This is a genomic window from Mycobacterium sp. 141, from assembly GCF_000382405.1.
GTDB lineage: Bacteria > Actinomycetota > Actinomycetes > Mycobacteriales > Mycobacteriaceae > Mycobacterium.
This window is the reverse complement of sequence record NZ_KB908257.1, coordinates 178,461-198,783: the sequence shown is the minus strand read 5'-3', so window position 1 is coordinate 198,783 and position 20,323 is coordinate 178,461. Positions and strand designations below refer to the sequence as shown.

At 65.1% G+C, this 20,323-nt stretch carries 23 protein-coding genes; 11 read left to right on the top strand and 12 right to left on the bottom strand.

The genetic code is table 11. The features are described from left to right. Nucleotides 1–9: 9 nt before the first annotated feature. From fdh to H276_RS0106110, 3 genes are read right to left on the bottom strand one after another with little or no spacing between them, the layout of a single operon-like run. Complete coding sequence (gene fdh, locus H276_RS22645; RefSeq protein WP_231376614.1) at nucleotides 10–3,351, bottom strand: formate dehydrogenase; 3,342 nt, start codon at nucleotides 3,349–3,351, stop codon at nucleotides 10–12. 47 nt (nucleotides 3,352–3,398) lie between these two features. Continuing rightward, nucleotides 3,399–3,638, bottom strand: coding sequence for a hypothetical protein (locus tag H276_RS0106115; protein ID WP_019970427.1), 240 nt, complete (start codon nucleotides 3,636–3,638; stop codon nucleotides 3,399–3,401). Nucleotides 3,639–3,689: 51 nt separating this feature from the next. Then, nucleotides 3,690–4,877 (bottom strand): NAD-dependent formate dehydrogenase, encoded by a 1,188-nt coding sequence (locus tag H276_RS0106110; RefSeq protein ID WP_026356644.1) that lies wholly within the window; start codon nucleotides 4,875–4,877, stop codon nucleotides 3,690–3,692. A 247-nt stretch (nucleotides 4,878–5,124) separates the two neighbouring features. Here H276_RS0106110 and H276_RS0106105 point away from each other — a divergent pair, with 247 nt between their 5' ends. Then, nucleotides 5,125–6,141, top strand: coding sequence for an FUSC family protein (locus tag H276_RS0106105; protein WP_019970425.1), 1,017 nt, complete (start codon nucleotides 5,125–5,127; stop codon nucleotides 6,139–6,141). Between the two features lie 16 nt (nucleotides 6,142–6,157). On the opposite strand, the gene H276_RS0106100 is transcribed toward H276_RS0106105, so the two are convergent. Together H276_RS0106100 and H276_RS0106095 are read right to left on the bottom strand one after the other, a co-directional pair. Further along, entirely contained in the window at nucleotides 6,158–6,499 is a 342-nt protein-coding gene (locus H276_RS0106100) for a hypothetical protein (protein WP_019970424.1), read from the bottom strand. 203 nt (nucleotides 6,500–6,702) lie between these two features. After that, nucleotides 6,703–7,080: a S26 family signal peptidase gene (locus H276_RS0106095; protein WP_231376613.1), complete on the bottom strand. Its 378-nt coding sequence runs from the start codon at nucleotides 7,078–7,080 to the stop codon at nucleotides 6,703–6,705. 181 nt (nucleotides 7,081–7,261) lie between these two features. Here H276_RS0106095 and sodN point away from each other — a divergent pair, with 181 nt between their 5' ends. The 3 genes from sodN to H276_RS0106080 all read left to right on the top strand — a co-directional run bounded on the left by sodN (nucleotide 7,262) and on the right by H276_RS0106080 (nucleotide 8,765). After that, nucleotides 7,262–7,666 (top strand): superoxide dismutase, Ni, encoded by a 405-nt coding sequence (sodN, locus tag H276_RS0106090; RefSeq protein ID WP_019970422.1) that lies wholly within the window; start codon nucleotides 7,262–7,264, stop codon nucleotides 7,664–7,666. 121 nt (nucleotides 7,667–7,787) lie between these two features. Beyond that, the gene (locus H276_RS0106085; protein ID WP_019970421.1) at nucleotides 7,788–8,168 is read left to right on the top strand and encodes a hypothetical protein; all 381 of its coding nucleotides are present in this window, start codon (nucleotides 7,788–7,790) and stop codon (nucleotides 8,166–8,168) included. Nucleotides 8,169–8,195: 27 nt separating this feature from the next. Next, entirely contained in the window at nucleotides 8,196–8,765 is a 570-nt protein-coding gene (locus tag H276_RS0106080) for a DUF488 family protein (RefSeq protein ID WP_019970420.1), read from the top strand. Between the two features lie 292 nt (nucleotides 8,766–9,057). On the opposite strand, the gene H276_RS0106075 is transcribed toward H276_RS0106080, so the two are convergent. Beyond that, on the bottom strand, nucleotides 9,058–9,282 hold the full coding sequence (locus H276_RS0106075; protein ID WP_026356642.1) for a DUF2945 domain-containing protein: 225 nt from the start codon (nucleotides 9,280–9,282) through the stop codon (nucleotides 9,058–9,060). 325 nt (nucleotides 9,283–9,607) lie between these two features. On the opposite strand from H276_RS0106075, the gene H276_RS0106070 reads away from it, so the two are divergent. Then, nucleotides 9,608–10,618 carry a Dyp-type peroxidase gene (locus H276_RS0106070; RefSeq protein ID WP_019970417.1) on the top strand — a complete coding sequence of 337 codons (1,011 nt, stop codon included), beginning with the start codon at nucleotides 9,608–9,610 and terminating at the stop codon, nucleotides 10,616–10,618. Nucleotides 10,619–10,654: 36 nt separating this feature from the next. Here the strand turns inward: H276_RS0106070 and H276_RS0106065 are convergent, their stop codons facing one another. Then, entirely contained in the window at nucleotides 10,655–11,080 is a 426-nt protein-coding gene (locus tag H276_RS0106065) for a VOC family protein (RefSeq protein ID WP_019970416.1), read from the bottom strand. A gap of 98 nt (nucleotides 11,081–11,178) precedes the next feature. Between H276_RS0106065 and H276_RS0106060 the strand changes: the two genes are divergently transcribed. Further along, nucleotides 11,179–12,081, top strand: a complete 903-nt coding sequence (locus tag H276_RS0106060) for a LysR family transcriptional regulator (protein WP_026356640.1) — start codon at nucleotides 11,179–11,181, stop codon at nucleotides 12,079–12,081. Here the strand turns inward: H276_RS0106060 and H276_RS0106055 are convergent. Beyond that, nucleotides 12,078–12,671, bottom strand: coding sequence for a TetR/AcrR family transcriptional regulator (locus tag H276_RS0106055; RefSeq protein ID WP_019970414.1), 594 nt, complete (start codon nucleotides 12,669–12,671; stop codon nucleotides 12,078–12,080). The two genes, H276_RS0106060 and H276_RS0106055, sit on opposite strands and share 4 nt — an antisense overlap. Before the next feature lie 21 nt (nucleotides 12,672–12,692). Here H276_RS0106055 and H276_RS0106050 point away from each other — a divergent pair, with 21 nt between their 5' ends. Next, nucleotides 12,693–13,088 (top strand): hypothetical protein, encoded by a 396-nt coding sequence (locus tag H276_RS0106050; protein ID WP_019970413.1) that lies wholly within the window; start codon nucleotides 12,693–12,695, stop codon nucleotides 13,086–13,088. Between the two features lie 19 nt (nucleotides 13,089–13,107). Here H276_RS0106050 and H276_RS0106045 read toward each other — a convergent pair whose 3' ends face one another. Together H276_RS0106045 and H276_RS0106040 are read right to left on the bottom strand one after the other, a co-directional pair. Then, entirely contained in the window at nucleotides 13,108–13,956 is an 849-nt protein-coding gene (locus tag H276_RS0106045; RefSeq protein WP_019970412.1) for a DMT family transporter, read from the bottom strand. 120 nt (nucleotides 13,957–14,076) lie between these two features. Then, a complete protein-coding gene (locus H276_RS0106040; RefSeq protein ID WP_019970411.1) occupies nucleotides 14,077–15,018 on the bottom strand; it encodes a LysR family transcriptional regulator in 942 nt (313 codons plus the stop codon). A gap of 85 nt (nucleotides 15,019–15,103) precedes the next feature. Between H276_RS0106040 and H276_RS0106035 the strand changes: the two genes are divergently transcribed. Together H276_RS0106035 and H276_RS0106025 are read left to right on the top strand one after the other, a co-directional pair. Further along, nucleotides 15,104–15,952 carry an SDR family oxidoreductase gene (locus H276_RS0106035; RefSeq protein WP_369758412.1) on the top strand — a complete coding sequence of 283 codons (849 nt, stop codon included), beginning with the start codon at nucleotides 15,104–15,106 and terminating at the stop codon, nucleotides 15,950–15,952. A gap of 320 nt (nucleotides 15,953–16,272) precedes the next feature. Next, entirely contained in the window at nucleotides 16,273–16,710 is a 438-nt protein-coding gene (locus tag H276_RS0106025; RefSeq protein WP_019970408.1) for a DUF1707 domain-containing protein, read from the top strand. On the opposite strand, the gene H276_RS0106020 is transcribed toward H276_RS0106025, so the two are convergent. Further along, complete coding sequence (locus tag H276_RS0106020; RefSeq protein ID WP_019970407.1) at nucleotides 16,677–17,324, bottom strand: response regulator transcription factor; 648 nt, start codon at nucleotides 17,322–17,324, stop codon at nucleotides 16,677–16,679. The two genes, H276_RS0106025 and H276_RS0106020, sit on opposite strands and share 34 nt — an antisense overlap. Continuing rightward, nucleotides 17,324–18,283 (bottom strand): histidine kinase, encoded by a 960-nt coding sequence (locus H276_RS0106015; RefSeq protein ID WP_019970406.1) that lies wholly within the window; start codon nucleotides 18,281–18,283, stop codon nucleotides 17,324–17,326. The genes H276_RS0106020 and H276_RS0106015 overlap by 1 nt, the downstream gene beginning before the upstream one ends. Nucleotides 18,284–18,425: 142 nt before the next feature. Here H276_RS0106015 and H276_RS0106010 point away from each other — a divergent pair, with 142 nt between their 5' ends. After that, nucleotides 18,426–18,914, top strand: a complete 489-nt coding sequence (locus H276_RS0106010) for a CBS domain-containing protein (RefSeq protein WP_019970405.1) — start codon at nucleotides 18,426–18,428, stop codon at nucleotides 18,912–18,914. Nucleotides 18,915–18,966: 52 nt separating this feature from the next. Next, on the top strand, nucleotides 18,967–20,298 hold the full coding sequence (locus H276_RS0106005) for an SLC13 family permease (protein WP_036460690.1): 1,332 nt from the start codon (nucleotides 18,967–18,969) through the stop codon (nucleotides 20,296–20,298). Nucleotides 20,299–20,323: the final 25 nt, after the last annotated feature.

Genomic DNA, 20,323 nt, shown 5'->3' with positions numbered 1-20,323 from the left:
TCCCGGACGTCACCACCGTGACCATCCTTCCTTGCCGGGATCGTCCTGCTCGGGCGACGGGTAGACGATCTCGTGCGCCGGATCGGTGATCCGCGCATTGTCGGTCTCGGTGGTCACCCCGGCGCGGGACTGGTACTCCTCGATCAACCGCAGCAGCGCAGGGCCTTGCGGCCGGCGCCCGGGCCGGATGTCGCACGAGCCGGCCTTGGACTCCTGGATCTGCACGTTCGGGTCGAGCGTGAGGCCCAGCAGATCGTTGGCCGCGTCGCCACTCACCACGGCGTCGCCGCCGACACCCCAGTGATACGGCAAACCGATCTGATGCACGGTGTGCCCGCCGATCTTCAGCGGCGTCATCCGCTCGGTCACCAGCACGCGGGCCTCGATCGCCGCGCGCGGCGACACGATGGTGGCCCAGCCGTAGGGTTCCAGGCCGCGTTCGGCGGCCAACTCGGGGGAGACCTCGCAGAACATCTCCGGCTGCAGCTCGGAAAGGTAAGGCAGCCAACGGCTCATCCCGCCGGCCGTGTGGTGCTCGGTGAGCCGGTAGGTGGTAAAGACGTAGGGGTAGATGTCGACACCCGGATCGCCGGCACTGGGGGCGCTCAGGTTGTCCTTGCGCGGGAAGATGACTCGCGACGGACTCTGCTGCTGCGGGTAGAGCGCGTTGGCGACGGGCGACTCCTGCGGTTCGTAGTGCGTGGGCAGCGGCCCGTCGAGCATGCCGCGCGGCGCGAACAGCCATCCTTTGCCGTCGGGCTGCATGATGAACGCGTCGTCACCGGCCAGCGCAGCAGGCCCACCCAGCGCCGGGTCGGGATGGCTGTGCGGGGCCCGGTCCACCGGGAAGTCGGGCACGTCGTCACCCACCCAGCGGCCCTGCTGCTCGTCCCACCAGATGTACTTCTTGCGCTCGCTCCACGGCTTGCCATCCGGATCGGCCGACGCGCGGTTGTAGAGCATCCGCCGGTCGGCCGGCCAGGCCCAACCCCACTCCGACTGGTTGGGTGTAGGACCGCCGCGAGGCACCCGGCGGGCCGCTCGGTTGACGCCGCCCGCATAGACCCCGGTGTAAATCCAGCAGCCCGCAGCGGTGGACCCGTCGGCGCGCAGCTCGTTGAACGTCGACAAAGGTTTGCCGGCGTCCGGCCCGGTCAGTTGGCATCCGTTGATCTCGGCGAGCACCGACTCCGGCAACGGCTCGCCGTGCTCGTCGGTGGGATAGTCCCACGTGAGGTCGAGCAGCGGACGGTCCCGCTCGTCGGTCGAGGAGGCCAGCGCGGCCCGGATCCGCTGGCCCAGCTTGTAGAAGAAGTCCAGTTCGCTCTGGCACTGCCCGGGCGGGGCGAGCGCCTGATGGCGCCACTGCACGAGCCGCTGGGTCTGGGTGAACGATCCGGCCTTCTCGACGTGGGTGGCCGCGGGCAGGAAGAACACCTCGGTCTCGATGTCCTCGGTGCGCAACTCACCCGACGCGATCTCGGGCGAATCCTTCCAGAACGTCGCCGATTCGATGAGGTTGAGGTCGCGCACCACGAGCCACTTCAGATGCGCCATGCCGAGGCGCTGCATGCGGCCGTGTGCCGACCCGACAGCGGGATTCTGCCCGAGCAGGAAGTACCCCTCGACCTCGTCGTCGAGCATCGCCATCACCGTCTGATAGGTGCCGTGCGGGCCGCTCAGACGGGGCAGGTAGTCGTAGGCCCAGTCGTTGTCCTCCCGTGCGGCGTCTCCCCACCACGCCTTGAGCAGGCTCACGGTGTAGGCGTCGGCATTGGCCCAGAAGCCCTTCTGCTTCTTCGATCCGACCGCTTCCAGGTACTCGGCGAAGGTGTCATGGCTGCCGACCTTGGGCATCGGCAGATAACCCGGCAGCAGGTTGAACAGCGTCGGGATGTCCGTCGAACCCTGGATGCTGGCGTGCCCGCGCAGCGCCATGATGCCACTGCCCGGGCGACCGACGTTGCCCAGCAACAGCTGCAAAATGGTTGAGGTGCGGATGAATTGGGCACCGAGGGTGTGCTGGGTCCAACCGACGGCGTAGGCGAAGCACGTGGTGCGTTCGCGGCCGGAGTTCTGCGTTATGGTCCGGGCCAGGTAGTCGAAGTCGCCCACACTGATACCGCACACGTCCCGCACCATCTCGGGGGTGTAGCGAGCGTAGTGCCGCTTGACGATCTGGAACACCGTCCGCGGATGCTGCAGAGTGTCGTCGCGCTGCACCCCGGCGTGTTCGAGGGGTGGGCCGCCGCTTCCGTACTGGTCACCGGCGGCACTGTCCGAGGCGCTGCGGCTCGACTCATCCTGGCCCGGCGACCCGATCTCGCCGCCGTCCTGATCGGCGTACGACCAGGTTGTCGGGTCATACTGCCCGGTCTCGGGGTCGAACCCGGAGAACAGACCACCGAGATCCTCCGTGTCGCGGTAGTTCTCGTTGATCAGAGTGGCCGCGTTGGTGTAGGCGAGCACGTACTCCTTGAACCACAGGTCGTTGGTCAGGATGTAGTTGATCAGCGCACCGAGCAACACCACGTCCGAGCCGGCCCGGATCGGGATGTGTTTGTCAGCGACCGCCGACGTGCGGGTGAACCTCGGGTCGACGTGGATCACGGTGGCCCCGCGCTTCTTGGCCTCGGTCACCCACTGGAAGCCCACCGGATGGCACTCGGCCATGTTGGAACCCTGGATGACAATGCAGTCCGCATTGGCCATGTCTTGCAAAGGTTGCGTCGCACCACCGCGACCGAAGGAGGTCCCCAGACCGGGAACCGTGGCGGAGTGTCAAATACGCGCCTGGTTCTCGATCTGAATGGCGCCCGCTGCCGTGAAGAGTTTCTTGATCAGATAGTTCTCTTCGTTGTCCAGCGTGGCGCCGCCCAGCGACGCGATGCCCATGGTCCGGCGCAGCGGCCTGCCCTGTTCGTCACGCTCCTGCCAGGTGTAGCGGCGCGACTTGATGAACCGGTCGGCCACCATGTCGATCGCGGTGTCGAGGTCGAGCTTCTGCCATTCGGTGGCCCTCGGCGCCCGATAGAGCACCTCGGTCTGCCGCCCGGGCGAGTTGACCAACTGCTCGCTCGCCGAACCTTTCGGACATAACCGCCCACGCGAGATCGGCGAATCGGGGTCGCCCTCGATCTGCACGACCTTTTCGTCCTTGACATACACCCGCTGGCCGCAGCCCACCGCACAGTACGGGCACACGGACTGCACCATGCGGTCGGCGGTCGACGTGCGCGGCTCGATGGCCCGAGTGCGCGCCGAAGTCACCGAGGGACCGCGGCCCAACAGGTCACCGGAGCGGAACTGCCGCAGCACGGGCCACTCCAGAAAGAACTTCGGTCCTGCCATGGATTCGAGGCTAGTACGCGAACGTCGGCTCACCGGTCTGAATCACCTCACTCCTTGCTGGCCGGTGTCTTCTTCGGGGTCTTCTTGGCGACCTTCTTGGCCGCCACCCGACCGTCCCCGGACGCCGCCGCATCACCGTCGGTGTCAACCGTCCCCTCCGCACCCTTGGGGCTGACCGCCTCGATCACCAGACCGGTCGCGTCGGCGTCGACCCGGACCGTATCGCCCGAGCGCACAGTGCCTTTCAGCAGCAGCCCGGACAGCTTGTTGTCCAGCTGACGCTGCACGGTGCGGCGCAGCGGCCGGGCCCCGAACTTGGGATCGAAACCTTCCTCGATCTACTGGTCTGCGCTACCCGGGCTGGTCGAGCCGTCGGCGGTGTAGGACCTCGCGCCGGTACCTGCCAGCTGACCACCCTCCACGATGAGGTACTCGTCGCGGATGTCGCGGCCGGCGAAGAAGTCCTCCAGGATCTCGCGGGTTCCCGCGGCGTAGCGTGCCTGCGCCGACAACGTCGTCCCCGAGACATGCGGTGTCATCGCCTCGTGCGGCATGGTCCGCCAGGGATGGTCGACAGCCGGTGGCTGCGGGAACCAGACATCCCCCGCGTAGCCGGCCAGTTGGCCGGACCTCAACGCCGCGACGATGTCATCCCGCACCGTGATCTCGGCGCGGGCGGTGTTCACGATGTACGAGCCGCGACGCATCGTGCTGAGCAACTCGGCGTCGAACAGATGATAGGTCTGTGGGTGCAGCGGTGCGTGGATGTCGACGATGTCGACCGACCGGACCAGCGACTGGACGTCGGGGTGATAGGTCAGACCGAGTTCCTCCTCAACCTCGGCCGGCAGCCGGCGCGTGTCGAAGTAGTGCAGCCGCACGTCGAAGGGCGCAAGGCGCCGCAGCACCGCCTGCCCGATACGGCCCGCGGCGATCACCCCGACATCCATACCTTCGAGGTCGTATGCGCGCTCGACGCAGTCGGCGATGTTCCAGCCGCCGTTGATCACCCACTCATGCGACGGCAGGTAGTTGCGCACCAGCGCGAGGATCTGCATCACGGCGTGTTCGGCGACGCTGATGCTGTTGCAGAAGGTCACCTCGGCCACCGTGATACCCGCTTTGATCGCGGCGTCCAGGTCGACGTGGTCGGAACCGATCCCCGCGGTGAGCGCAAGCTTGAGCTTCGGCGCCTTGGCGATGCGCTCCGCCGTGAGGTACGCAGGCCAGAACGGTTGGGAGATAACCACATCCGCGTCTGGAAGCTCCTTCTCGAACACCGAGTCGGGGCCGTCCTTGTCCGACGTCACGATCAACTCGTGTCCCGCGGCCTCCAGATACTTCCGCAGCCCCAATTCGCCCGATACGCAGCCCAGCAGATGCCCGGGGGTGAAATCGATGGCAGACGGACTGGGCATCGTCTGACCGTCCGGGTATGCCTCGAGGGTGGGAATGGAATCCCGCGCATAGACCGGCGGATACCCGGTCACGGGGTCGGGGTACAAAACGCACAGGATCTTGGCCATCATTACTCCCTGTCGGCGAACGGTTTTGTCGGGGAATCCGGACAGTTCCAGCCTGTTCCCTTGCCGCGATGGCGTCCAAGACGTGGCTCCGACTGCGTGATAGGCACCGTCGATCAACAACTGACCCGCTGCGTCGATAGGCCTCACCGATCAACAGCTCGGAACTTCCGCTTTGACGTCCGTCGCCCCGGTTGGGCAACCTGATTGCTGTTGTCCGTCAATCTTTTTCACCGGATCGGAGTGAGCCATGCGCACCGTCGAGGTGTACACCCGGGTGCGCATCGCCATGACCCCGCCGATGGGCGACCACCGCCCGGCGTTGCGCGTCGCGCTCGGGCTGGCCGTCCCCGGCGTCGCGCTGCTGTGGGCGGGGCGTCCCGACCTGATCATCTACGCGGTGTTCGGCGCGATCACCGGAATGTACGGACGGGTCGAACCACGAAGGCGCCGGCTCACAGAACAGACCCAGGGCGCCGTGATCCTGACTCTCGGCGTGTCCATCGGTGTCGCGCTGGCCGACTCCCACATCGCGCCATGGGTTCTCGTCGTCGCCGCCGTGGTGTTCGCGACAGTCGGTTCGGCCGCGACGGATCGCCTCGCACTCAAACCCGCAGGCCCGTTCTACGGTCTGTTCGCCCTCGGCGCGGTGGCCACGGTCCCCGGCGGCCGGGTGTCACCGTGGACCGCGATATTGATATGTGCTGCAACAGCTTTGCTGTGCATACTGCTCGGCGTTCTCGACGCCACCCCCGGATCGGAGCCGCGGTCATGCATTCGGATACCGGATAGCCGCGACGTGCTGATCCACGCGAGCCGCTACGCGATCGCCATCACGGCGGCCGGGACAGCCGGTCTGTTCCTGGGCGTCGACCACGCCAACTGGGCGATGGCCGCCGCTGCCGGTCCGCTTGCCGCCGCCGACACCAGCGGCCGCATCCGGCGCGGTATCCATCGCCTCGGCGGAACCTTCATCGGCCTCGTCGTGGCCGCGGTCGTGCTCATCCCGCAACCCAGCGAGTACGTGCTGGCGATCTGTCTGATGGCGCTGCTGTTTCCCACCGAGCTGTTCATGACGCACCACCACGCGGTCGCGCTGGGATTCTTCACCCCGCTGATCATGCTGATGACCGATCTCGCCCAACCCGCCGAACCACTCGCGCTGCTCACCGATCGTGGTATCGACACCATCATCGGCGTCGGGGCCGCGATCGTGGTCGCGCTGGTCATCAAGGAGCCCACGCCGGGCCGGCTCATGACGACGTGACTGCTAGGGGTCAGCGTCAAACAGCACACCGGGCCCGAGCAACCAGCGCCTCCCACAACGTCGAAAAACTGACGCGGTATGCGCGGAGGACCTCCGGTAACGGGACACCTTGCTGTGCCCGGCGACGACCCGTTGCAGCCGGGACGGTGAGATCCACATCCGCGTCTGGATGCGCCACCGCACTGAGGATGAAGCGCAGGTTTTGCGTGATGGACTCGCGAAATTCCCTGGAAGGGACGAGACCTCCCGTGCGGTACAGCGGAATGCGTTCGATTGTGGCGACATACGCCTGATCGACGAGATCGGCAAGACGGCTCTGGGCCCACGATGCCAGTTCCGCGATCCTCGCCTCGTTCACTTGACCTCACTCACCGGTCGGCCTGGACGCCGACCTCGCCGATACAGCGGCATGGTGCGGGCCTCGGCGTGTCGTGGCCCTTGAGGCATACCACCTCTGGAAATGTGCCACTATCCGCAGTACCAGAAAAGTTGATACCACCGGTGATAGCGGGTTTCGTGAGGTACACCCAAGACTTCCAGGTACTGGTGTGACAGGTGTGATTACGACCCATCGGGCCTGGACCACGATGATGCGCGCCCATACCGGAACAGGACCCGGGCCGTCACGACGGCCTCGCCGTACTTGCGGGAGTCGTCGGCTACCAGGGGGTTGTCACCTTCGATCCACCACCCACCGCAGTACGGCCGGATGGCGCGTTTGACCACGAGCAGATCAGGCCGGCTCTTGAACCGCGCGATCACCACGTCGCCAGGTCGTACCCGCCGCACCCGGTAGACCACGAGCGCGTCGCCGTCGTGCAACGTCGGCGCCATCGACGGACCGGAAACTCCGACGGTGAACACCCGCGACCACATCCAGCCGACACCCGCTGCGGCGACGAGCGTCGCAATCACCTTCACGCTCCGCGGCCAGGTCACGACCGAACCGTACGCGACGAGGTCCAGATTGCCGCACGGCACGTTTACCACTTCGCCAACCCGGTCAGCAGGTGCAGGAGTAATGTCGCAGCAAGGAGTCGACGCAACGACGGTCGATCCCCTCTGTGCGTGGGCTACCTACCCGCACAGCAGTTTTCATGTTGGTACAGGAGAGAGTCATATGCGACTGCCGTTCTTCCTCGCCCCTCGCGTCATCGCCCGTGCACACTGCGACCTGCCTTGCGGTGTGTACGACCCGGCCCAGGCGCGGATCGAGGCCGAATCAATCAAGGCCATCGCGGAGAAGTACCAGGCCAACGAGGACCCCGAGTTCCGCACCCGCGCGCTGATCATCAAGGAACAGCGTTCGGAACTGGTCAAGCATCACCTCTGGGTGCTGTGGACCGACTATTTCAAGCCGCCCCACTTCGAGAAATACCCCCAGTTGCATCAACTGGTGAACGAGGCGACCAAGCTTGCCGGCGCGTCCGGCACCAAGGGCTCGGTCGATCCGGAGGTGGCGCAACAACTCCTCGACAAGATCGACGAGATCGCCAAGATCTTCTGGGAAACCAAGAAGTCCTGACCCGATCCTGTCGTCACGCACAACCGGGTTTGAGCTCAAGCACAAACCTCGCCGGTTGACCCGTCTGCAGCCTCGACTACGCAATAGGCTGCAGACGGTTCAACCGGATCGGGGACACAGCATGGGCGACGTGACGATCAGCGCGAAGACGATCGGAAATCCGTCAGGGGGCATGGCCGACGATCCCTGGCCGGCCGGGCATCCGGCCGAAGGGGAACGTGTCGCCATCTTCGCCTACGACGTGACGAGCGTTGACGGGGTGTCCGAGGACATCCGCACCTATCACGTGGCCCCGGTGGGCACCGCGCGAGAGGGCGCACTTACTCAGTCGTCACCTCAACCGCAGGGCGTCACCGTGCAATGGACGGGGTGCGGCACAGGTACGGTGGTCCGGCCGGCGGCCTTACTCGGCCACGAACGGCTGACCGCCGACCCCGACCGCGCCGATGCGATGGTGCAATGCGAAGTCCGCCCCGACGACCCGCGAATCATCCAGGCGTAGAACAAGACCGGAGGCCATCTCTGCTGGATGAGCGATCCTCCGCCGCAAGAAGCACACTGGCCCGTCGGCGCGATTTTCACCGTCGGGCATTCGACGTTACCGATCGAGTCTTTTGTCGACCTGCTGAAGACCTACGGCATCGAGCGGCTCGTGGACATCCGCACGATTCCTCGTTCGCGTCACAATCCACAGTTCAACGACAGCGAGCTGGCCGGCAGCCTGCGCGCCCAGGACATCGAATACGTCCCGCTGCCGGCGTTGGGCGGCCTGCGGCACGCCCGAAAGGACTCATCCAATACCGGGTGGAAGAACAAGAGCTTTCGCGGCTATGCCGATTACATGCAGACCGAGGCGTTTCAGCACGCGATCGAAACGTTGATCGCGCTCGGCCGCGAAAAGCGCACGTGCATCATGTGTGCCGAGGCAGTGCCGTGGCGCTGCCACCGCTCGCTGGTTGCCGATGCGCTCTATGCGCACGGCGTTCCGGCCGTGGAGATCTTGTCCGAGACGGACTACCGAATGCACAAACTCACCCATTTCGCACTGGTCGAGGGCACGTCACTCACCTACCCACCCGAGCAACAGACGCTTCTCTGATGCGCTGCAAAGGTTTCCGCTAACTACCCGTCACGCCCCTCAGCAGCCGGCGCCACCCTGCACCGACGAGTGCCGGGATTACCGAAGCGAATTCCTGCCACATCGACGGTAGTTCGGGCGGAGTTCGCCAGCGATCAGGCTCGGCGGCTTGGGTCGGCTCGCACATGGCTCCTCCTGGTCGAAAACGGTCCGCGCTGGTGGAGGTTCCAGTCTGTTGCGATAGGGCCGGTTGCGTCCAAGACGTGATTTCGAATTATCGATAGGCGATACCGATCAGCCGGCGCTCGCCGGATCAGCGCCCGATCTTCGCCAGCGCAGACCCTTTGTGCATCGCGACGTGATCGGTCTTGTCGCTCTTGATTTCGTACTGAGGCTCGTCCGGGCTGGCGTGGTGGGTGTAGCCCTTGTAATCCACATCCTGCGTGTGGACCTTGATGATTGTGCCGCTGACGTGGCCCGCTTCGGAATTCCAGGTGACGTGGTCGCCGACCGTGAAGCGGTCGCTAACGGAGGCGATGTTCTTCTTCCTTCTCCAGCCGTTCGCGCTCTTCTTCGCGGCGCTCCTGGATCTTCTCGATCGCTTCCTCGCGTTCATTCTTGTTGGTCATGCATGCGAGCGTACTTCTCCCGCCTGGCTGCTCGGTCGTGGATTGTGATGAACGACAATTGTTCTTGTCGGCTCGGACAGTAAGCTCCGCTGCGCATTCGGCATCGTGGCGCTCGTGCGTATCGTCTGGGCAGACCGCCAGCGCGGATCGGCCGCCAGGCGTCGCCGCCCGAGTCCTCTGCAGCCAGCCCCTGAACTCCGGCGGCGCAACTCAACATATGAGGAGACGATCGCGATGATGACGCCGGCGTGCAGCAGCGGCGGGCAATCACAACCCGTGCTTGCACCGGTGACGCCCGCGGCGATCTTTCTGGTCGTGACCATCGATGCGGGCGGGGAAGCCGTCGTCCACGATGCGCTCGGCAACCTGTCAGGGCTGGTACGGGCAGTCGGGTTCCGCGATCCGACCAAGCAGCTGTCCATGGTCACCTCGATCGGTTCTGCCGCCTGGGATCGATTGTTCGGCGGCCCGCGTCCCGCCGAGTTGCACCCTTTCCTCGAACTCGCCGGACCCCGTCACCGGGCCCCGGCCACGCCGGGTGACCTGCTGTTCCATATCCGCGCCCAAACCATGGACGTGTGCTTTGCGCTTGCCGGCCACGTCCACAAGGCGATGGCCGATGCGATCACTGTGGTCGACGAGGTGCACGGGTTCCGGTTCTTCGACAACCGAGACCTGCTCGGTTTCGTCGACGGCACCGAAAACCCCGGCGGCGCACTGGCAATCAGTTCCACCGCCATAGGCGACGAGGATCCCGGCTTTCGCGGCGGCAGCTATGTGCACGTGCAGAAGTACCTGCACGACATGGCGGGCTGGGATGCGCTCTCGGTGACGGAACAGGAGCGCGCGTTCGGACGCACGAAGCTCGACGACATCGAATTTCCTGACGCCGACAAGCCGCGCGACTCACATCTGGCGCTGAACGTCATCACCGATCAGGACGGCACCGAGCTCAAGATCGTCCGGCACAACATGCCGTTCGGTGAGGTGGGACGGGCGCAAGCAGGCACGTATTACATCGCGTACGCCCGCACCCCGAAGGTCACGGAACGAATGCTGCACAACATGTTCATCGGCGATCCGCCCGGTAACACCGACCGCATCCTGGACTTCTCCACCGCCGCCACCGGTGGCTTGTTCTTCTCTCCCACAATCGATTTCCTCGACGACCCGCCCCCGTTGCCGCACGGCGGCACATCGAAAGACGGGTTGGCCATCGGAAGCTTGAAGGGAACCACGCAGTGAACAACCTGTACCGATCACTGCTTCGACACCGCTAGGTCAGCTGCGGAACCGATCCGCGATGGCCGAGCGGGGCAGCTCGCGCGGGCTGGGATGGGTGATGATGATCCGCTCCGCATCCGGGCCGCACGCGTCCACAAAGGTCAGGCCCGTCGCGGCGTCGGTGTGGACGTAGGTCGCCGGGTCGTACGTCTGCAGGCGCTGCGTGATCTGTTTCAGGTCGGCCTCACTGTCGGTGGACCACACCAGGTGGTGCACGCCGAGCACCCCGTTACCGCGCGCCACGAAGGGTTCCTTGGCGTGCAGGTAGATCTGGAAACCCTTGGAGGTCAACAGCAATGCCATGTCTTCGGAGTGCACAGCAACCTGGCACGAGAAGATATCGCGGTAGAACGCTACTGACCGGTCCAGGTCGGTCACCCGCACGACGCAGGACGTGACCGTCACGTTGATCTCGTTGTCCATGCGTTCAGTCTGACCGCCGGGAAATGTAAATGTAAGTGTCCACGGGCAAGTTTCAGCACGGTGATAGGTACCGCCTATCAGGCGTGGTCAAATGGTTCATGCTCTTTCGCCAGCTCGAGTACTTCGTGGCGCTCGCTCGGGAGAAGCACTTCGCCCGAGCGGCCGCGGCGTGTTACGTATCGCAGCCGGGCCTGTCCGAGGCCATCCGCAAGCTGGAGAACGAGCTGAAGGTTCCGTTGGTGCGGCGCGGAAAGAGCTTTGACGGGCTCACCCCGGAAGGTGAGCGACTCGTGTTGTGGGCGCGGCGCATCCTGGCCGACCACGATGCACTCATCCAAGAAGTCGCCGCGCTGCAGACGGGTCTGACCGGTGAACTGCGCCTCGGCGTCATCCCGGCCGCGTCCAGTACGGTGGCCTTGCTCACCGACCCGTTCTGCCTCGAACATCCTTTGGTACGAGTGCAATTGGAGAGCAGCCTGCGCTCGGCGGAGATCGTCGAGCGCATCCGCCGGTTTGAACTCGACGCGGGCATCATCTATCCGGACGGTCAGAACACCGTCGACCTGCTCGTCACGCCGCTGTACCAGGAGCGACAGGTGCTCATCGCCAGCAGCGAATTGCTGACGAGTCAACCGAATCCGGCAACCTGGGCCGATGCCTCGGAACTGCCGCTGTGCCTGTTGAACACGGGCATGCGGGGCCGTCAGCTCCTCGACGACGCCTTGATCGCCCACGGTCTCACGCTCACCCCGCGGCTCGAGGCGGATTCGGTCGTCTCACTACTGGCGCACGTCAGCACCGGCCGGTGGGCCAGCATCGTGCCACAAACCTGGCTGCGCACATTGCGCCCACCCGCCGAAGTGCGAGTGGTGCCGCTGGAAAACCCGGCGGTGACGGCGACGGTCGCGTTGGTCACCAGCGCCGCCGAACCGGGATCGGTACTGGCCCGCGCCGTCGTCAAGACCGCACAGAACGCCCGGATCATCGTCGAACCCGGCTAACCGGTCAGATCGACCGAGAGCAGCGCACGCACGGCCTGCGCCAGGTCGTCCTCCAGCCAGACCGGCAACTCGGCATCGTCGGCGTGCCGGCGCACCACGGCATAGGGCAGGTCGACGACGGCCCGCGCCATGGCGTCCATGGTGCGGGCGTCGTCGCTGCCGAACACCCCTCGAGCCAGCTCTCGCAACCGCTCGATCAACGGAGCGTTCATGGCGGCGAGCCGGGTCTCGAAGTCCACATCCGGTTCGCCGTCGAGCAGGTCACTGGGCCGGATGGTCAGCAGCAGCCGAGCATCCTCGGGTGTAGCCCGGGCGAACTGGACCGCCGTGACCCCCATCGCCACCGCCGAATCCAACGACGTATCCCCCGCTGCCGCCAGCGCCCGCGACTGGAACCGCTCCAGCGCCCGCAGCCACGCCGCGGTCAAGATGCCGTTGCGGTTGCCGAACCGGTGATAGAGCGTGCCCGCCGGCGCGCCGCTGGCCCTGGCGATCGCAGCGACGCTGGCCGCCCGCGGCCCGTCGGTCAGGACGAGCGCGCGCGTCGCGTCCAGGATTGCATCGGTTTCATGCTTCCGCGGAGGTGCCACGATCTAGTATGGTCCTTCTATATGGAACGTTTACCCTATATTGACGAGCATGCCATAACCATCGACGCCGATGCGGCGACAACGTGGGCCGCGGTACTACGCGTCCTGTGCGGAAGCCCGACGAACCCGCACGCGCCGTTCGGATTCCGGATCGGCGAGTGCCACCCGCCCGAGCGCCTCGTTCTCGCCGGGCGCCACCCGTTCTCGATCTACGAATGGGTCTTCGAACTGGATGTGCTGACGCCGAACCGGACTCGGGTGCGATCGCAGACCTGGGCGGCGTTCCCCCAACTCCACGGGAAGATCTACCGCGCCCTGGTCATCGGGTCCGGCGGTCACCGGGTCGTCGTGCGCTGGACGCTCAATCGCATTGCCGACCAGGTACATCCCCGGGGAGTGGACATCCGACAATCCTGAATTGGCAGACGCCCGAGGTTCAGCCGAGGGTGACCAGGCTCACCGCCCCGGCGGCCATCGCCAGACCGAATGCCTGCCCCGGGTGAATACGCTCGCGCAACACCACCACCGCGAGCAGAACGGTGAACGCCGGATAGAGAGACGAAAGCACCGACGAGATGGCGAGCAGGCCGGACTGCGTGGCGAGCTGGAACAGCATGGTGGCGACCGCAGTGGCCACGCCGACCGCCAACGATGTCACGGCGTACCGGTCCCGCGGCAGCCAGCTTTGCCGCAATATGCTGGCCAGCATCGCGATGACCACCACCGACACCGCCAGGCTGAGTGCGGCCGGGAACAGCCCGGAGCCCTCGGGCACCTGCCCCAGCGCCACAAACAGGAACCCGAAGCCGATACCGGCCACGATCCCGTCGAGTACGCCGGTTCCGCCCCGGGCAACGTGCCCGCCCCCGACATTTTCGTCGCCCTCGCCGGTAGCGATCAGCCAGATGGCCGGTAGGGCGCAGATAATGCCGAACCAAGCCAACACGCTAGGTCGCTCCCCGGTGACGACGCCCACCAGGACCGGGAGGGCGGCCGCGCCGACCGCCGACAACGGCGCCACCACGCTCATTCGCCCACTGGCGAGCCCGCGGTACAGGAACCCGGTGCCCACCCCGGAACCGACGCCGGACAGAGCACCCCACGCCAGGGCTGCGCCGCTGGGCGCACCACCGAAGATCACCGCCACCAGCGCCAGGACGACCGTGCTACTGAGCTGGACCGCGAACGCCACCCGCCAGACCGATGTCCGCCGGGACAGCACACCGCCGAGGAAATCGGAGAGCCCGTACATGCTCGCCGCGCCTAGCGCGAGAAGGATACCCACAGCGCCCGACGCTACCGGACCGGTTGATGCCGGCTACCTTTCGCCACAGCTTCCCGACGAGCAGAAACGCACAGCGACGGCTGACGCGTTTGACGGCGCCTCGAGGTTGCTTGCTAGCGATTAGCGAGCCGGGGCGACGGGTTTTTCGGCTTCAGAAGGCTCGGTGTCCAGGACGTCCCGGAGAATTCTGCGGAGAGCTACGGTCCCGGGGTCATTGTCGACCCGCTCGTGCCAGAACAATCGGACGTCGTAGGTCGGTACTGCAAGCGGTAGCTCGAAGAGGGAGATTGCTGAGTTGCGTGCATGGTAATGGGCCAGGCGGCGGGGAGCAACAGCTATGCAGTGACCGTTTTCGACGACAGGGAATAACGAGCTGTAGTGCGGCACGGTGAGATAGATGCGTCGGGTGTGCCCGAGGCGGGCCAAAGCGTCATCGACTTCGCGACCTCGGCCCGGGCTGATTCGGACGTGGGCGTGGGGTAGCTCGACGAAACGGTCGAGTGTCATGACGCTGTTGGCGTCGGGATGGTGGGCGGCGATGACACCGACGACGTCGTCGGCAAAGGCGAGTTCTGAGTGCCACGTCGACGGGACTGTTCTGGGTAGGCCCAGGTACAAATCGATTTCGCCGGTGGCCAGGGCATCGACAACGCTGATGCGATCCAACGCCGTGACGCGAACACTGGACCGCGGTGATTCCTGCTGTAGTCGGCGGTCAAGCCCGGGCAGGACGAGTGGGCCGTACAGATCGGCGAAAGCTATGGCCCACTCACGGGTCGTCGTCGACATATCGAAGTCGTCAAGGTCCCGCACTATGCCCTCGACGAGGCGCAGTGCCGTGTCAAGCCGAGGTTGAATAGCCAGCGCCCCAGGAGTGGGGCTGAGGCCTCGCCCGCTGCGCACCACGAGCGGATCACCCAACAACACGCGCAGACGCGCCAACGCATTCGAGACCGCCGGCTGGGTCAGATGCAACCGTGCTGCGGCCTTGGTGGCGCTCCGTTCCTCTAGAACCGCCTGCAGCACTACGAGGAGGTTGAGGTCGACACCAGCAAGATTCATCTCACGAATATTGCATATTCCTAATCATGATTGGTGCTGATATGACGTGATTCCTAAAGTCGAGTCCGACGCCAAAGAAAGGGTTATGACAATGCGGATACTGATAACCGGGGCCGCTGGCGGGGTGGGCTCGAGCATCGTCGGCCAGCTGCGTGACGCCGGGGTCGAGGTACGGGCGACATGTCGTCGACCCGATCCGCAGCGGTGGCCATGGCTGCAAACGTTTCCGAGCGATCTCAATCAGCCACACACGATGCGGGCGGCCCCTGAGGGTGTCGAGACCGTCTTCCTTTACAGCTTTGCGCAACCAGACACATTGCCGGGGCTGGTCGAAGAGATGAAGGCGGCCGGCGTCGACAAGGTGGTCGTGCTGTCCACGATCGACACCACTCGCCACGAACCGTTCGTGGAATACAACAAACAGCGTCACCTCGCCGTGGAGAATGCGATCACCGACGGCGGTTTCACCGCTGTATGTTTGCGGCCTGGCGCATTCGCCCGCAACGCAATTCGTTTTTGGGCCAAACAAATTCGTGAGCACCGCAATGTGGGCCTGCCCTTCCCGGAATCCCAGCAGGCCCCGATAGCCGATGAGGACATAGCCGCTGTCGCCGTACGTGCGATCACGACTTCACAACTCGACGGGGAGAAGATCGTCCTCACCGGGCCGGATTCCTTGACTATGCGAGATCAAATTGGCCTCATCAGCCAGGCCATCGCCGATCCCATCGACGTCACCGTGCTTTCGGACTCTGAAGGGCGCGCACTCTACGGACAGGTGCTGCCACCCGAATACCTCGACCTCCTCATGGGCCAATGGGCCTTCGAAACGACCCAGGAAGCCGTCGTCACGCCGACGGTTCACGAAATAACTGGCCGTGGGCCCACGACCTACCTCGAGTGGGCAATCAACAACCGCGACGCGTTCCTGTAGTCCCCATGATCCTCGCCAAGGACGCGGGCCACTTCCGGCCGCTGACCAAGGTCTCCGGGCCCACCAGGTCGGCGGCAAACATGGTGGCCAGCAGGTCCTCGTAATTCTCCGCGCCGCTACGCAGTCCGAACGGGGCACTGCCACCGGCGTGCAATCTCCATCCCAGTGACGCGCACCGCCGCCCACGGGAACCAGACCGCACGATTCATCCGCATCGTCGCATCCTGACCGCGACCGGCATGGGTGCATATTTAATCTTGACACCGACAAGATAAGGGTTCATCGTTGAACTAGTCACTGACAAGTTCAACGGAGGCGTCATGTCTGTCATGCAGCAACCCACCCGCGTCGGCGATCCTGAACGCGAGAAGACCGCGAACGACCTCGGACAGGCTCTCTCGCAGGGCTACCTGACCATGACCGAATACGAAGATCGATTGCAGCGCGCGCTCTGCGCCCACACCACCGCCGAGTTACACCAACTCGTGGCCGATCTGCCCGTCATCCAACTGCGGCGCAACGATCCTCGGCAGCGCACCGCACAGGCCAGGGCCGCCCGATTGAGCGTCGTCATCCATCTCGGTGCCTACCTGGCAGGCTCAGTGTTGATGGTCGGCATCTGGCTGGCGGTCGGGCTGGGCGGCGGCGGGTGGTACTTCTGGCCCGTCTGGCCAATCATGGGTTGGGGCATCGGCGTTGCGTCCCATGCCATCCCGGTCTGGGCTCACGGCTCGATGAGGCCCGCCCGGATCGCATAGCGGGTGAGCGCCAACCGATCCCGCAGCCCGAGCTTGGCCAGGATGTTGGTGCGGTGCCGGTCAACGGTTTTGGCGCTGATGGTCAGCGTCGCCGCGATCTCACGGGTCGAGTAACCCTCGGCGATGAGCTTGAGCACCTCCTCTTCCCGCGGCGTGACGATGGTGTCCGGCAGTTCCCCGCCCTGCCGAGCCCGATGCAGATAGTCCCGGATCAACGCGGTGACCGCGCCCGCATAGAGGAAGGGCTCACCACGCAGCGTCGCCCGGCACGCCTCCAACAGATCACGGTCGGCCACGGACTTCAGCACATAACCCGATGCCCCGGCCTTGAGCGCCTCGAAGAAATACTGCTCGTTGTCGTACATCGACAGGATCAGAATCCGGACGTGCGGATACGTGCGGTTGATTTCCCGCGCGGCCTGCAAGCCGGTCATTCTCGGCATCGCGATGTCGAGAATGGCCAAATCAGCCGGGGTTTCACCGAGAGAGGTCAGCGCCTCATACCCGTCGGCCGCCTCGGCCACCACCTGCAAGTCCGGCTCGGCGTCGATGATCATGCGCAATCCACTGCGCACCAGCGCATGATCGTCGGCCAGCAGGATTCGTGCAGTCATCAGAGCGGGATCACCAGCCTCACCTCAGTACCGCCGTCCTGTGGAGAGGTGATGGTCAGTTCGGCGTTCACCAACAGTGCCCGCTCACGCATGCCGTTGATGCCCGCCCCCTCGGACTCCACTCCGCCACTCCCGTCGTCGGCGATTCGCAACGTCAAATCCGTTGCGCTGGTGTGCATATCGAGCCATACCTTACGAGCACCGGAGTGCCGGGCCACATTCGTCAGGCTCTCCTGTGCGATCCGGTAGCAGACGAGCTCGACATCCGGCTGCAACCGATGTGATTGCGGTGCAATGTGTTTGACCACCGCGATACCCGAAGCCTGACCGAAGTCGGTGCACAGCGCGTTGAGGGCGCTGTGCAGCCCGAGATCCTCCAGCACGTCGGGGCGCAGCCGTCGGGCGATTTCTCGGACCTCGTCGAGGCTGGACCGCACGATCTCCTGGGCATCGGTGAGTTCGTCGGCGATCGGCCCCGGCGCGCGGTCGACGGCCCGCTTGAGCCGTAACAGTGCAACCGTCAGAGTCTGGCCGATCTCGTCGTGCAGCTCCCTGGCGATGCGTTGACGCTCGTTCTCCTGCGCAGCCAGTGCCAATGCGCTCGCCGTCGTGCGCTCGGTCTCCAACCGGTCGAGCATGGCGTTGAACGACACGATGAGCTGCTGCAGATCGTGGTTGCTGCCGTGATCCACCCGATCGGTGCGCTTGGGCGGATCGACCCGCTGCATTGACGCGGCGAGCCGATCCAGCGGGGCAAGGCTCGATTTCAGCAGCAGTGCGTTGGCGGCCAGGATCACCGCCAAACCGATCACCAACACCGGGATCTCGGTGGCCTTGATGCGCGAGGACACCGATGCCGGCGACACCGCCAGGATCAACGTGCCGAGGGTGAAGATCAGCCCGTTGATCAGAAACACTCTTCGGAACAGCGCTGTGGCCGGAGTGCGCGCCGGTTTCACCCCACCAGCGTGGCTTGAAACGTCGAGGTTTGTCCATACGGGCGACATCCCCCACGGAATGGGTGTCAGACCCGATGGTCATCCACCGGCGCACCGCACAAACTGGGCCGATCGATGCCAGGCGACTCGGAGAACGAGGACCATGACCCTAGCGACCCACTGGAACGAAGACATGCAAGCACATGAAATCGCCGTCCACCCACCGACGGTCCGGATCGACGACCCGGTCTCCAAGGCGGTTCAGCTGATGGTGGTCAACCGGCTGCCCGGGCTGGTGGTGGTCGACGATTCAGAACGGCCGGTCGCCGTGCTACCCGGGACCCAGGTGCTGCGGCTGGCCATACCCGAGTCCTACCAGGACGATCCGGCGCTGGTCCGCACGGTCGACGAGATTCACGCCGACCTGTTCTGGCACGGCCCCGGCAAGCTGACGGTCGGCGACTGTCTCCCGACTCCGGTGGCCAAACCGGCCACCGTGTCACCGGATGCGACGCTGCTGGAGATCGCGACGGTGATGGCGAACAAGCGCAGTCCACTCATCGCAGTCGTCGACGACACCGGCCGGCTCACCGGGGCGGTGACCCTCGAACGGCTGCTGACCAGTCTGGCGGTAGCCGGACCAGGCGACTGACACCCCGGTGCTCGCCGCCGACCTGCCCCCCGTCGCTTCGCTCGCCGCCGACCTGCCCCCCGTCGCTTCGCTCGCCGCCGTCGTATCCCCCGTCGCTTCGCTCGCCCCGATACTGGCGCTGGGGATCTTCGTCGTCGCATTCTGGTTCATCGCCACAGAGCGGGCCGACAAGGTCAAGACCGTCCTGGTCGCGGCCGGGCTGATGGCGTTGCTCGGGCTCATCCCCGGCGAGCGGGTCTTCTACTCCGAGCACGAAGGCATCGATTGGAACGTCATCTTCCTGCTGCTCGGGATGATGATCATCGTCGGCGTCGTCAAACAGACCGGGCTGTTCGATTTCCTCGCCATCTGGGCGGCGAAACGCTCCCGCGGCAAGCCGTTCCGGCTCATGGTGATGCTGATGGTGATCACCGCGATCGCGTCGCCCGTGCTCGACAATGTCACGATCATCCTGTTGGTCGCGCCGGTCACGCTGGTGGTCTGCGACCGGTTGCGGATCTCACCACAGCCCTATCTCATCGCCGAGGTGCTCGCGTCCAACATCGGCGGCGCCGCGACCTTGATCGGCGACCCGCCCAACATCATCATCGGCAGCCGGGCGGGCTTGACGTTCAACGACTTTCTGATCCACATGGCGCCCGCGGTGGCAATCATCTTCGTGCTGTTCGTGGTGTTCACCCGGGTGTTGTTCCGCAAAGACCTGCGCGCCGACAAGATCTACATCGACGAGATCATGGCGCTACAGGAACGCCGGGCCATCAAGGACACCCGCCTGCTCGTCCGCTCCCTGGTGGTACTGAACCTGGTCATCCTCGGTTTCGTACTGCATTCGGTACTACCCGTCGCACCGTCGGTCGTGGCGCTGCTCGGGGCCGGGCTGATGCTTCTGGTCACTGATATCGACGTGGCCGAGATCCTGCCCGAGGTGGAATGGCCGACGCTGGTGTTCTTCATAGGCTTGTTCGTCATGGTGGCCGGACTGGTGCACACCGGCGTGATCGGTAGGCTCGGTTCAGTGGCCGAGTCCGCATTCGCCGACAACTGGCTCGGTGCGGCGACCGCACTGTTGTTCGGTTCGGCGGTCGTCGGTGCATTCGTCGACAACATCCCGTACACCGCAACGATGACGCCCGTCGTCGAATCCATGGTGGCCCAGACCCCGGACGCCGGCACGGGCCAGGCACTGTGGTGGGCGTTCGCGCTGGGCGCATGCTTTTCGGGCAACGGCACCGCGATCGCCGCGAGCGCCAATGTGGTCGCGATCGGCATCGCCCAACGTGCCGGGCACGCGATCAGCTTCTGGCGGTTCACCCGCTACGGCATCGTGGTGACGTTGCTGAGCACGACGCTTGCGTGGGTGTACGTGTGGTTGCGGTACTTCTGATGTGGTGCGGTGTCGGTGGCCGCTG

Excerpts from the sequence above, each read along its gene's own strand:
- H276_RS0106110 (WP_026356644.1), bottom strand. The coding sequence starts at position 4,877 with ATGGCCAAGATCCTGTGCGTTTTGTACCCCGACCCCGTGACCGGGTAT.
- H276_RS0106105 (WP_019970425.1), top strand. The coding sequence starts at position 5,125 with ATGCGCACCGTCGAGGTGTACACCCGGGTGCGCATCGCCATGACCCCG.
- sodN (WP_019970422.1), top strand. The coding sequence starts at position 7,262 with ATGCGACTGCCGTTCTTCCTCGCCCCTCGCGTCATCGCCCGTGCACAC.
- H276_RS0106085 (WP_019970421.1), top strand. The coding sequence starts at position 7,788 with ATGGGCGACGTGACGATCAGCGCGAAGACGATCGGAAATCCGTCAGGG.
- H276_RS0106080 (WP_019970420.1), top strand. The coding sequence starts at position 8,196 with ATGAGCGATCCTCCGCCGCAAGAAGCACACTGGCCCGTCGGCGCGATT.
- H276_RS0106070 (WP_019970417.1), top strand. The coding sequence starts at position 9,608 with ATGATGACGCCGGCGTGCAGCAGCGGCGGGCAATCACAACCCGTGCTT.
- H276_RS0106065 (WP_019970416.1), bottom strand. The coding sequence starts at position 11,080 with ATGGACAACGAGATCAACGTGACGGTCACGTCCTGCGTCGTGCGGGTG.
- H276_RS0106060 (WP_026356640.1), top strand. The coding sequence starts at position 11,179 with ATGCTCTTTCGCCAGCTCGAGTACTTCGTGGCGCTCGCTCGGGAGAAG.
- H276_RS0106050 (WP_019970413.1), top strand. The coding sequence starts at position 12,693 with ATGGAACGTTTACCCTATATTGACGAGCATGCCATAACCATCGACGCC.
- H276_RS0106040 (WP_019970411.1), bottom strand. The coding sequence starts at position 15,018 with ATGAATCTTGCTGGTGTCGACCTCAACCTCCTCGTAGTGCTGCAGGCG.
- H276_RS0106035 (WP_369758412.1), top strand. The coding sequence starts at position 15,104 with ATGACAATGCGGATACTGATAACCGGGGCCGCTGGCGGGGTGGGCTCG.
- H276_RS0106025 (WP_019970408.1), top strand. The coding sequence starts at position 16,273 with ATGTCTGTCATGCAGCAACCCACCCGCGTCGGCGATCCTGAACGCGAG.
- H276_RS0106020 (WP_019970407.1), bottom strand. The coding sequence starts at position 17,324 with ATGACTGCACGAATCCTGCTGGCCGACGATCATGCGCTGGTGCGCAGT.
- H276_RS0106010 (WP_019970405.1), top strand. The coding sequence starts at position 18,426 with ATGACCCTAGCGACCCACTGGAACGAAGACATGCAAGCACATGAAATC.